Origin of the sequence: Stenotrophomonas sp. HMWF023 (assembly GCF_003060985.1) — a bacterium.
In the GTDB taxonomy this organism is placed as follows: domain Bacteria; phylum Pseudomonadota; class Gammaproteobacteria; order Xanthomonadales; family Xanthomonadaceae; genus Stenotrophomonas; species Stenotrophomonas lactitubi.
Genome location: NZ_QAIJ01000298.1, coordinates 1 through 11249 on the forward strand (window position 1 = coordinate 1; position 11249 = coordinate 11249).

An 11249-nucleotide genomic window follows, 5' to 3' on the forward strand; every position below is an offset into this window, starting at 1 on the left:
CTCGCGCTGGACCGGTACGCCTTCCTTCGCTTCCACCGCCTGGTGCAGGCCATCGGACCAGCGGCGGCCGGCCAGGGTACGGCCGGTGAATTCGTCGACGATGACCACTTCGCCATCGCGCACGATGTAGTCCACATCACGCTGGTAGATGGCGTGCGCGCGCAGCGCGGCGTTGAGGTGGTGGACCACGGTCAGGTTCTGCGCGGCGTACAGGCCTTCGGTCTCGGCATCGAGGATGCCCGCTTCGACCAGCAGCTGTTCGGCGTGCTCCATGCCCGCTTCGGACAGGTGCACCTGCTTGCCCTTCTCATCGACCCAGAAGTCACCCTCACCGTCTTCCGCTTCCTGCTTGACCAGGTTCGGCACGATGCGGTTGACGCGGATGTACAGCTCCGGGGAATCGTCGGCCGGGCCGGAGATGATCAGCGGGGTACGCGCTTCGTCGATCAGGATGGAGTCGACTTCGTCGACGATGGCGTAGTGCAGGCCGCGCTGGTAGCGGTCAGCCTTGGACAGCGCCATGTTGTCGCGCAGGTAGTCGAAACCGAATTCGTTGTTGGTGCCGTAGGTGATGTCCGAACCATAGGCTTCACGCTTGTCGCTGTGCGGCATGCCCGGGTAGACCACGCCCACGCTCAGGCCCAGCCAGTTGTACAGCTTGCCCATCTGCGCGGCATCGCGGCGGGCCAGGTAGTCGTTCACGGTGACCACGTGCACGCCCTTGCCTTCCAGCGCGTTGAGGTACACCGGCAGGGTCGCCACCAGGGTCTTGCCTTCACCGGTGCGCATTTCTGCGATCTTGCCCAGGTGAAGCACCATGCCGCCGATCAGCTGCACGTCGTAGTGGCGCATGCCCAGCACGCGGCGACCGGCCTCGCGGCAGACCGCGAACGCTTCCGGCAACACCTTGTCCAGGGCTTCACCACCGGCGATGCGCTGCTTGAATTCCGGCGTCTTGGCCTGCAGCTGCTCGTCGGAAAGCTTCTCGATCTCCGGCTCCAGCGCATTGATCTTGGCGACGATGCGGTTGAGCTGGCGCAGCTGTCGTTCATTACGACTGCCAAATACGCGGGTAAGCAGGCTGTTGATCATTGAAGGAACCGGGTTGGATGGGAATGCCGCACGGCTCCGGGAGGATCCGTCCGCCGCAAACGAAACAGGGCGCCTGGCGCCCTGTCGATGGCAACACCCATTGTAGCTTGGGATGGGCGGCAGGGGTTTCAACCCTTTGCGGTCGTCCAGGCGGCCGGGACCGGGGTCCTGGCGGCCGCGCTTCGCGCTCGCGGGGCGTGGCCCCGCTCTACCGCCGGGATCCGACGGCGTCCCGGTAGCGCCGGGCCATGCCCGGCGTTGCAATCAACCGCGGGTGATGCGCCCGACCGGGGTATTGCCGCCGTCGCCGAGGAACTTGCGCGGGTTGACCACGTTGCCGTTCTCCCACACCTCGAAGTGCACGTGGGCGCCGGTCGAACGACCGGTGGAACCGGCCTTGGCCACTTCCTGGCCGGCGCGGACGAGGTCGCCGACCTTCACCACCAGGCGCGAATTGTGCGCGTAGCGGGTGACGTAGCCATTACCGTGGTCGACATCGACCACGTTGCCGTAGCCGCCCTTGACCCCGGAGAAGCTGACCACGCCGTCGGCCACCGACATCACCGGGTCACCGACGCGGGCGTGGAAGTCCATGCCCTTGTGGGTAGCGGCACCGCGACCGAACGGGTCGGCGCGGGTACCGAAGCCGGAAGTGACATAGCTGTTGCGGATCGGCATGCGCGAGGGCACGGCGTTCTGCTGCAGCTGGTGGTCGAACATCAGCGATTCCATCACCGACAACTGGCGGCCTGAAGCAGCGAAGCGCTGCTCCAGCACCTGTAAGTCGGCGTTGACGTCCTTCACCGGGATGTCGGCGGTCGGGCCGCCGGCATCGCCGTCACCGAGGCCGGGGGTCTCGTTGAAGTCGAATTCGCCGTCTTCCAGCTTGCCCATCTGGGTCAGCCGCTCGCCCAGGGCGTTCAGGCGGGTGGCCTGTGCCTGCAGCTCGCCGAGGCGGGCGGCCAGCGCGTTGACCTGGGTCTGCGCATCGCGCTGGACCTTGGCCAGCTCGGCCTCCTGGCGGTCGACCTTGGCCTGCAGGCGCGAATCATTGAGCGCACTGGCGCCAATGCCGCCGGCAAGGCCGATAATGCAACCTGCGCCGAGCACGCTGCCCAGCAGGGCTCGGGGGCGGTCCTCGAAGTAGAACCGCAAACGCGTGAGCGCCGATTTGGCCTGTCCTTCACGCGTTTTGATTACGATCTTTTTGAATGCCATCGGTGAGTTTTCATGTCTGAGCCGAAATCCAGCGTTCGTCCCGCATCCAGACCGAAACCGGCCCTGGATGTAGTGATGGCGGACAAAAGCGGGAACCCGCTGCGGCGTGCCCTATGGCTCGACGCGCTGGACCGTCAGTTGCGCCCCCAGTTGCCGCCACCTCTGCGCAGCCGTTGCCGGCTGGCCAATGTGGACGGGGAACACCTCGTTTTTCTCGTCGAGTCCCCGGTCTGGCATGCCAAGTTGCGGCTTGCCGAAGCCCAGTTGCTCGACGCGGCCCGGTCCATCGGGCTGAAGGCCACCAAGGTGACCGTCAAGACTGCGTCTCCCACTCCCACGCGCTCCCCAGCGCTCGACAACCGGAATGGACCCCACGCAGTTTCAGCCGCCACGCACAAAGGGCTACGCGACGCCTTGGCAGCTCTACAGGACCTTCCTTCGAAACCGAAGCGGGAAACCTGAAAGCAGCGGAGCGTCCTGCTCCACTCCCCGTCGCGCGTGTCACCGCAGCGTGAAACATTTCGGGGGCCGGGTCGCATCCTAGCTGGCCCCGGTGGGGCAGTCGTTAGATTGTTGTTAAAACAACGTTAAATTCAGGCTTCCGATCCAACAGGTTCACAAAACCGTGACCTCGGCCCGGCCGTCGCGTCACCCACTGCGCCAGCGCCTCAAGGAACGTCGGAAACGCAAACGCCGCCCTGGAAGGCGGCGCTTTTGTCTTTCAAATCAATAGCCTGTGGAATCAGGCAAAGGCCGGCGTGGCGTACACAACCGGGTCCGGCACCGCCGGCGAGTCGTAAGTGACCCATTCCCAAGCGGTGGCATCGGCCATCAGCGCCCGTACCAGCTTGTTGTTGAGCGCGTGGCCGGACTTGAAGCCCTCGTAGGCGCCCAGCACCTGGCCGCCGGCCAGATAGAGGTCGCCGATCGCATCGAGGATCTTGTGGCGCACGAATTCGTCGGCGTAGCGCAGGCCGTCTTCGTTGAGCACGCGGAACTCATCGAGCACGATGGCGTTGTCCATCGAACCGCCCAGGCCGAGGTTGCGCTCGCGCATGTATTCCAGGTCGCGCATGAAGCCGAAGGTGCGCGCGCGGGAAATTTCCTTGGTGTAGGCCATCGTCGAGAACTCGATTTCCTGGCGCGACTGCTTGGCCGGGATCATCGGGTGGTCGAACTGGATGGTGAAGCCCAGCTTGTACCCCTCATACGGAGTGAAGCGGGCCACCTTGTCGCCCTCGGTCACTTCCACGGTCTTCAGCACGCGGATGAAGCGCTTGGGCGCATCCTGTTCCACGATGCCTGCCGACTGCAGCAGGAACACGAACGGGCCGGACGAACCGTCCATGATCGGCAGCTCGGCCGAGGACAGTTCGACGATGATGTTGTCCACACCCAGGCCGGCCAGGGCCGACATCAGGTGTTCGACGGTCTGGATCTTGGCGTCGTTGCAGGTCAGGCCGGTGCACAGGGTCACTTCGGTGACCAGTTCGGCCTTCGCAGGTACTTCCACCACCGGGTCCAGGTCCACGCGCCGGAACACGATGCCATGGTTGACCGGCGCCGGACGCAGGGTCATGTAGACCTTGTCACCGCTGTGCAGGCCTACGCCGGTGGCGCGGATCGTGTTCTTGAGGGTGCGTTGCTGGATCATGGGGGGACGACCGGAAGTGACACATTAGATTAACACGCAGGGTCCCCTACCCCGGCTGAAACGCCGGCAGGACGCACCGGCGCGCCGGTAGGACGCGCGTGAAGCAGGGCGGCCGGGCCCATCCTGGCCCGGCGCCCGCGTTTTCAGGACATGGTGGCGCAACCCGGGGGGGACAAGCCCCGGGCAGCGTCGATCAGTCCGCCTGGCGGCGCAGGAACGCCGGGATGTCCAGGTAATCGTTCGGCAGTTCCGCCGCGGCCGGGGCCGAGGAGGCCGGAGCCGACGGGGTGGAAGCTGCGACGCTGTCGCTGCTGGCCCGACGCAGGCCCAGGCCCATGCCGCCGACAGCCTTGGACACCGCATCGCCGCCGTTGTCGAACTCGCCGAACTCCGGCTGGCCGGTGGTGGCGTTGCGGACCAGCTTGATCGGTGCACGCTCGCCCGGACGCTGGGTCTTGCTGGCCGAGACGCGGTTCAGGCCCGTGGCGACCACGGTCACGCGCACTTCGTCCTGCATGTCCGGATCGAGCACGGTACCCACCACCACGGTCGCGTCTTCCGAAGCGAAGCCGTCGATGGTGCGGCCGATCTCGTCGAACTCGGCCATGGTGAAGTCGGCACCGGCGGTGATGTTGACCAGGATGCCGTTGGCACCGGCCAGGTTCACATCGTCCAGCAGCGGGTTCTGGATGGCCGACTCGGCCGCGGCCTGCGCGCGGTCATCGCCGCGGGCGGTACCGGTACCCATCATCGCCAGGCCCATTTCGGACATGACGGTGCGCACGTCGGCGAAGTCGACGTTGATCAGGCCCGGACGCACGATCAGGTCGGCGATGCCCTGCACGGCGCCCTGCAGCACGTCGTTGGCGGCACGGAAGGCCTGGATCATGGTCGCGTTGCGACCCAGCACGGTGATCAGCTTCTCGTTGGGGATGGTGATCAGCGAGTCGCAGTGCTGGCTCAGTTCTTCGATGCCCTTCAGCGCGACCTGCATGCGGCGACGGCCTTCGAACGGGAACGGCTTGGTGACCACGGCCACGGTCAGGATGCCCATTTCCTTGGCCAGCTGTGCCACCACCGGCGCAGCGCCGGTACCGGTGCCACCGCCCATGCCAGCGGTGATGAACACCATGTCCGCACCCTGCAGCGCGTCCATGATGCGCTCACGGTCTTCCAGCGCAGCCTGGCGGCCGACTTCCGGATTCGCGCCTGCGCCCAGGCCCTTGGTGACATTGGTACCCAGCTGCAGCTGCAGCTTGGCACCACAATTCTTGATGGCCTGCGAGTCGGTGTTGGCGGTGATGAATTCCACGCCATCCACTGCCGAGTTGACCATGTGCGCCACGGCATTGCCGCCGCCGCCGCCCACGCCAACAACCTTGATCACCGCATTGGGTGCCATCTTTTCGATCAGTTCAAAATGCGCCATGTCCGTGTCCTCGTTGTATCCGCTTTCGATTGCATGGGCATTCGGGCGTCCTGCCTTCGTGCTGCATGCCGTCGTTGCGGCTGTGTGGGTTATGTGTTGCCGGTGTTGCCGGTGTTGCGTCGTGTTGCCGGTGTTGCAACCGGGCGAGCCCGGGTGGTGCAGGTTCCGCGTCAGAATTCGCCGCGGAACCAGGTCTTGAGTTTCTTGAACATGCTTCCAGCGCGGCCAGTCGGCAGCGACGGCCGGCGCGGATGCTCGATCTGGCTGCCCATCAGCAGCAGGCCCACGCCGGTGGCATGCACCGGGTTGCCGACCACTTCGCCCAGCCCGGTGACGTGCTGCGGGATGCCCACGCGCACCGGCATCTGCAGCATCTCCTCGGCCAGTTCGACCACGCCTTCCATCTTCGAGGCGCCACCGGTCAGCACCATGCCGGCGCGTACCAGTTCCTCGAAGCCGGAGCGGCGCAGTTCGGCCTGCACCATTTCAAAGATCTCTTCGTAGCGGCCCTGCACTGCCTGCGCCAGCGCGTGGCGCGGCATGCGGCGCGGCGGACGATCACCGACCGACGGCACCTGGATGCTCTCCTCGGCGGTGGCCAGCTGGGCCAGGGCACACGCGTAGCGCACCTTGATCTGCTCCGCTTCCGGGGTCGGCGTGCGCAGCATGTGCGCGATGTCGTTGGTCACGTGGTCGCCGGCGATCGGCAGCGAGGCGGTGTGGCAGATCGCACCCTGCACGAACACTGCGATGTCGGTGGTGCCGGCGCCCATGTCGACCAGCACCACGCCCAGCTCGCGCTCGTCGGCGGTCAGCACCGCCACGCTGGAGGCCAGCGAGGACAGCACCAGGTCGTCCACCTGCAGGCCGCAGCGCTGCACGCACTTGCTGATGTTGGCGGCGGCCGACTGCGCGCAGACCACCAGGTGCGCATGTACCTCCAGGCGCACGCCGGTCATGCCGACGGGATTGCGGATACCTTCCTGCGAGTCGTCCAACACGTACTCGCGCGGGATCGCATGCAGGATCTTCTGGTCGGCCGGAATCGCCACGGCCTTGGCCGCATCGAGCACGCGATCCAGGTCGCCCCAGGTCACTTCGCCGTCGCGGATCGGCACGATGCCGGGCGAGTTCTTGCACTGCACGTGGTTGCCGGAGATGGAGGCATACACCGAGCGGATCTCGCAGCCGGCCATCAGCTCGGCTTCTTCAACCGCGCGCTGGATCGACTGCACGGTCGATTCGATGTCCACCACCACGCCGCGCTTGAGGCCGCGCGACTCATGGGAGCCGATGCCGATCACTTCGATCGGGTTGCCCGGCGAATACTCGCCCACCAGCGCCACCACCTTGGAGGTGCCGATATCCAGGCCGACGATCAGCGATTTGTCACCCTTGCGATTCATGTTCTTTCCTGCGTCCTTCTTGCCGGGGTGCCCGGTGCATTGGCCGGGGCGGCCGGAGTGCCCCAGCTCAGCGTGAAACCATTGGTATATCGGAGGTCGGCGCGCTCGATCGGCGCGGCCTGGTTGGCCAGCTGCGGCAACACGCGCACGAAGCGCTGCAGGCGCGAACGCGCATCATCGCGGCCGACCACCACTTCAGTGCCGTTGCTCAGCAGCAGCGACCAGCTGCCGCGCGCGTCCATGGTCAGCCGGCGCACATCGACGCCAGCCGGCGCGAACAGTGCGCGCGAATCGTTGTAGAGCTTGACCACTTCTTCGGTCTGGCTGTCCGGGCCATCCAGCTCGGGCAGCTGCAGGTCGGCCAGCTTCTTCGGCGTGGGGAACAGCTTGCCCTGCTCGGACAGCAGGCGGCCTTCGCCCCAGCGCGCGAACGGCTTGTGCTCGACCAGCGTCACTTCCAGCACGTCCGGCCACTGCTTGCGCACCTGCGCGCTTTCCACCCACGGCAGTTTTTCCAGCGCGTCCTGCGCGTCCTGCAGCTTCACCGCGAAGAAACCGGCATGTGCATACGGCAGCAGCACCTGCTGCAGCTGTTCCGGCGGCACCCGCTTGAACTCACCGTGCACGCGCAGCTTCGCCAGCGGCCAGCGCTCGGCGCCGACCCAGCCATTGACCACGGCCACCACCGGCAGTGCAACCACCGACAGTGCCAACAGCCAGACGAAGATGCGCAGCACCGCGTTCATGCGTGCGATGCCTCCAGGGTCTGTTCCAGCACGCGCCACACCAGCTCCTCGAAGCTGATGCCGGCCTGCCCGGCCGCCTTGGGCACCAGCGAATGGCTGGTCATGCCCGGCGCGGTGTTCACTTCCAGCAGGAAGAAGCGGCCGCTGGCGCGGTCACGCATCACATCCACGCGACCCCAGCCACGGCAACCGGCGGCGCGGAAGGCCGCCAGCGCGATGCGGCGGATCTCTGCTTCGTCATCGCCATCCAGGCCCGGGCACAGGTACTGGGTGTCTTCGGCGATGTACTTGGCGTTGTAGTCGTACCACTGGCCCTTGGGCACGATGCGGATCGACGGCAGCGCCACATCACCCAGGATGGCGACGGTCAGTTCGTCGCCGACCACCATCTGTTCCATCAGCAGTTGACCGTCGTAGCGCGCGGCCAGGGCCACGGCCTCGTCCAGGCCGGCGTCGTCGGTGACCCGGCTGATGCCCACGCTGGAGCCTTCGTTGGCCGGCTTGACCACCACCGGCAGACCGAGTTCGGCCGCCAGCGCATGCACGGTGGAGGCATCGACCTTCCGGTACTGCGGGGTCGGCAGGCCCAGCGACAGCCACACCTGCTTGGTGCGGATCTTGTCCATGCTCAAGGCCGAGCCCAGCACGTTGGAACCGGTGTAGGGCACGCCGAACGCGTCCATCAGGCCCTGCACGATGCCATCCTCACCACCACCGTTGTGGCCATGCAGGATGTTGAACACGCGATCGATGCCGCCGGCTGCCAGCGCCTTGGCCAGCGCCGGAATGCCATCGATGGCGATCGCATCGACACCACGCGACTGCAGTGCTTCGAGTACGTTGCGGCCCGAATCCAGCGACACTTCGCGTTCGCTGGAGCTGCCACCGAGCAGCACGGCGACGCGGCCGAACACGGCCGGATCGGTGCTGCGCAGCGACGGGAAGGTCAGCGTGCTCACGCCTCGCCCTCCGCCTTGAAACCTTCCACTGCAATGTGGCTGGCGACGGCGCCGATGTCACCGGCACCCATCATCAGCAGCAGATCGCCGTCCTGCAGCACGTCGGGCAGCACGGTGGCGAGTTCGGATGCCTTGCCGACCACCACCGGCTCGCTGCGGCCACGCGCACGGATGGCGCGGGCCAGCGCGTGCGAATCGGCACCGGCGATCGGCTCTTCACCGGCCGGGTAGACCTCGCTCAGCACCAGCGCATCGACGCTCGACAGCACCGCTGCGAACTTGTCGAACTGATCGCGGGTACGGCTGTAGCGGTGCGGCTGGAAGGCCACCACCAGGCGCTTGTCGGCCCAGCCGCCACGGGCAGCGGCGAACACCGCTTCCAGTTCGCTCGGATGGTGACCGTAGTCGTCGATGATGCGGACCTTGGCACCAGTGGCGGTAGTCACTTCGCCCAGGTCGTTGAAGCGGCGACCGACGCCAGCGAAGCTGGCCAGCGCACGCGCGATCGTGTCCGGAGACACACCCAGCTGCCAACCCACCGCCGCAGCGGCCAGCGCATTGAGCACGTTGTGCTTGCCCGGCAGCGCCAGCACCACTTCCTGGCTGGTGCCCTGCGGCAGGCGCAGGGTGAAGCGCATGCGCGAACCTTCCTGCACCACGTTCTCGGCGCGCACGTCGGCCTGCGGGCTCATGCCGTAGCTCATCACGTGGCGCGGGGTCTTGGCGGCCAGTGCGGCCACTTCCGGGTCGTCGATGCACAGCACTGCCAGGCCGTAGAACGGCAGGCGCTGCAGGAACTCGGCGAACGCCGCCTGCACGCGGGCGAAGTCGTTGCCGTAGTTCTCCAGATGATCGGAATCGATGTTGGTGATGATCGACATCAACGGATTCAGGCGCAGGAAGCTGCCATCGCTCTCGTCGGCCTCGGCCACCAGCCACTGGCCACCGCCGAGCTTGGCGTTGGCGCCGGCCGCCAGCAGCTGGCCACCGATCACGAAGGTCGGGTCCAGCCCGCCCTCGCTCAGCACCGCAGCGGTCAGGCTGGTGGTGGTGGTCTTGCCATGGGTACCGGCCACGGCGATGCCGCGGCGGAAGCGCATCAGTTCGGCCAGCATCGCCGCGCGCGGCATGATCGGAATGCGCTGGCTGCGCGCTTCCATCAGCTCCGGGTTGTCCTCGCGGATCGCGCTGGAGACCACCACGCAGTCGGTGCCCAGCACGTTGGCAGCGGAATGGCCGCGCATGATGCGCGCGCCCAGCCCGGCCAGGCGACGGGTCGCGGCGTTGTCGGCGTTGTCCGAACCGGACACTTCATAGCCCAGCGTCAGCATCACTTCGGCGATGCCGCTCATGCCGGTGCCGCCGATGCCGACGAAATGCACGCGCGGGAACGCGCGCACCAGATCGTTGGTGTCATGCAGGCGGCGGATCATGCGCGGCCTCGCGCAGGGCAGGCGCTGGAGCGTGCCTTCTTCATACAGCTTCCTCGAGAATGATATCGGCGATGCGCTCGGCGGCATCGACCTTGGCCAGGGCACGCGCGGCTTGCGCCATCTGCATGCGGCGGGCGGGATTTTCGGACAGATCACGCAGCAGCGCGGCAATGCCGTCTGCCAGCGTTTCGTCCTGCTTCAGCAATACGGCCGCGTCGCGCTCGACCAGATACTCCGCATTGCGGGTCTGGTGATCGTCGACGGCGGCGGGGAATGGCACCAGCACGCTGCCGATGCCGACCGCACAGAGCTCGGCCAGCGTGGATGCGCCGGCACGGCACACCACCAGGTCGGCCCAGGCGAAGGCTTCGGCCATGTCGGCGATGAACGGCGTGATGTCACCCTGCACGCCGGCCTTGGCATAGGCCTCGACCGCTTCGGCATGCAGCTTCTCGCCACTCTGGTGACGCACCACCACCGGCACCTGCGCACCGAGCGCGGCCAGTGCCTGCGGCACGCCACTGTTGAGGGCGCGTGCGCCCTGGCTGCCGCCCAGCACCAGCAGGCGCAGCGGACCGCTGCGATCGGCCAGCCGCTGTTCCGGCGGCGCGACGGCGGCGATTTCGGCGCGCACCGGGTTGCCCACGAACTCCTCGCGTGCAGCGAAGGTTCCCGGGAAACCAGTCAGCAGGCGGCGCGCGTAGCGCGACAGGATGCGGTTGGTCAGGCCCGGCGCGCGGTTCTGTTCGTGCACGATCAACGGCAGGCCGTGCAGGCGCGCGGCCATGCCACCGGGGCCGGAGGCGAAGCCACCGAAAGCAACCACCGCACGCGGCTGGCGATCACGGATGATCAGGCCGGCGGCACGCAGCGCGCGCATCAGGCGCCACGGCGCAGCCAGCAGGGCCAGCTTGCCCTTGCCGCGCAGACCGGTGATGGCCAGCGTATCGATGTGGATGTCGTGCTGCGGAACCAGACGGGTTTCCATCGCGCCAGCGGCGCCCATCCAGGTGACCGGCACGCCACGCGCGCGCAGCACGCGGGCCACGGCCAGGCCCGGGAAGATATGCCCGCCGGTACCACCGGCCAGGATCATCACCGGCCGGGCGTTGTTCTGGACGGCGCTCATCCGAGCCTCCCGAAGGTAGGTTCGACGCGCGACTGCAGGCGGCTGGTGCCGCGCACGACGGCCGGCTCGGCCGCAGCCGGTTCGGCGGCCATCGGCACGTTCTTTGCCACCGGTGCGGCCGGCGCATCGGCCGGAGCCGGGCCAGCCACATCGTCGGCAGCGCCCATGCGCACGGCCTGGCGG

9 protein-coding genes and 2 pseudogenes are annotated in these 11249 nt (G+C 67.0%); 1 reads left to right on the plus strand and 10 read right to left on the minus strand.

Annotated features, from left to right (window positions below):
• A partial coding sequence (locus tag DBR20_RS17190) for a DEAD/DEAH box helicase (RefSeq protein WP_146187045.1) occupies window positions 1-1092 on the minus strand: 1092 nt, incomplete at its 3' end.
• 264 nt (window positions 1093-1356) lie between these two features.
• Window positions 1357-2310 (minus strand): M23 family metallopeptidase, encoded by a 954-nt coding sequence (locus DBR20_RS17195; protein ID WP_108267187.1) that lies wholly within the window; start codon window positions 2308-2310, stop codon window positions 1357-1359.
• A gap of 12 nt (window positions 2311-2322) precedes the next feature.
• Between DBR20_RS17195 and DBR20_RS17200 the strand changes: the two genes are divergently transcribed.
• Window positions 2323-2772: a DUF721 domain-containing protein gene (locus DBR20_RS17200; protein WP_162292002.1), complete on the plus strand. Its 450-nt coding sequence runs from the start codon at window positions 2323-2325 to the stop codon at window positions 2770-2772.
• A 280-nt stretch (window positions 2773-3052) separates the two neighbouring features.
• On the opposite strand, the gene lpxC is transcribed toward DBR20_RS17200, so the two are convergent.
• The 8 genes and pseudogenes from lpxC to DBR20_RS23415 form a co-directional block, all read right to left on the minus strand.
• Window positions 3053-3964 (minus strand): UDP-3-O-acyl-N-acetylglucosamine deacetylase, encoded by a 912-nt coding sequence (lpxC, locus tag DBR20_RS17205; RefSeq protein WP_108267189.1) that lies wholly within the window; start codon window positions 3962-3964, stop codon window positions 3053-3055.
• Window positions 3965-4157: 193 nt separating this feature from the next.
• Window positions 4158-5393, minus strand: a complete 1236-nt coding sequence (gene ftsZ / locus DBR20_RS17210) for a cell division protein FtsZ (RefSeq protein ID WP_025876577.1) — start codon at window positions 5391-5393, stop codon at window positions 4158-4160.
• Between the two features lie 170 nt (window positions 5394-5563).
• A complete protein-coding gene (ftsA, locus tag DBR20_RS17215; RefSeq protein WP_025876580.1) occupies window positions 5564-6799 on the minus strand; it encodes a cell division protein FtsA in 1236 nt (411 codons plus the stop codon).
• Window positions 6800-6867: 68 nt separating this feature from the next.
• Window positions 6868-7545: pseudogene (locus tag DBR20_RS17220) on the minus strand (cell division protein FtsQ/DivIB); the annotation flags it as partial.
• Window positions 7542-8504: a D-alanine--D-alanine ligase gene (locus tag DBR20_RS17225; RefSeq protein WP_108267191.1), complete on the minus strand. Its 963-nt coding sequence runs from the start codon at window positions 8502-8504 to the stop codon at window positions 7542-7544. The gene DBR20_RS17225 and the pseudogene DBR20_RS17220, both read right to left, overlap by 4 nt.
• Window positions 8501-9937, minus strand: coding sequence for a UDP-N-acetylmuramate--L-alanine ligase (murC, locus tag DBR20_RS17230; RefSeq protein ID WP_089238777.1), 1437 nt, complete (start codon window positions 9935-9937; stop codon window positions 8501-8503). The genes DBR20_RS17225 and murC overlap by 4 nt, the downstream gene beginning before the upstream one ends.
• 40 nt (window positions 9938-9977) lie before the next feature.
• Window positions 9978-11066, minus strand: coding sequence for an undecaprenyldiphospho-muramoylpentapeptide beta-N-acetylglucosaminyltransferase (murG, locus tag DBR20_RS17235; RefSeq protein WP_108267193.1), 1089 nt, complete (start codon window positions 11064-11066; stop codon window positions 9978-9980).
• Window positions 11063-11249, minus strand: a pseudogene (locus DBR20_RS23415) (cell division protein FtsW); the annotation flags it as partial. The gene murG and the pseudogene DBR20_RS23415, both read right to left, overlap by 4 nt.

Excerpts from the sequence above, each read along its gene's own strand:
- DBR20_RS17195 (WP_108267187.1), bottom strand. The coding sequence starts at position 2,310 with ATGGCATTCAAAAAGATCGTAATCAAAACGCGTGAAGGACAGGCCAAA.
- DBR20_RS17200 (WP_162292002.1), top strand. The coding sequence starts at position 2,323 with ATGTCTGAGCCGAAATCCAGCGTTCGTCCCGCATCCAGACCGAAACCG.
- lpxC (WP_108267189.1), bottom strand. The coding sequence starts at position 3,964 with ATGATCCAGCAACGCACCCTCAAGAACACGATCCGCGCCACCGGCGTA.
- ftsZ (WP_025876577.1), bottom strand. The coding sequence starts at position 5,393 with ATGGCGCATTTTGAACTGATCGAAAAGATGGCACCCAATGCGGTGATC.
- ftsA (WP_025876580.1), bottom strand. The coding sequence starts at position 6,799 with ATGAATCGCAAGGGTGACAAATCGCTGATCGTCGGCCTGGATATCGGC.
- murC (WP_089238777.1), bottom strand. The coding sequence starts at position 9,937 with ATGATCCGCCGCCTGCATGACACCAACGATCTGGTGCGCGCGTTCCCG.
- murG (WP_108267193.1), bottom strand. The coding sequence starts at position 11,066 with ATGAGCGCCGTCCAGAACAACGCCCGGCCGGTGATGATCCTGGCCGGT.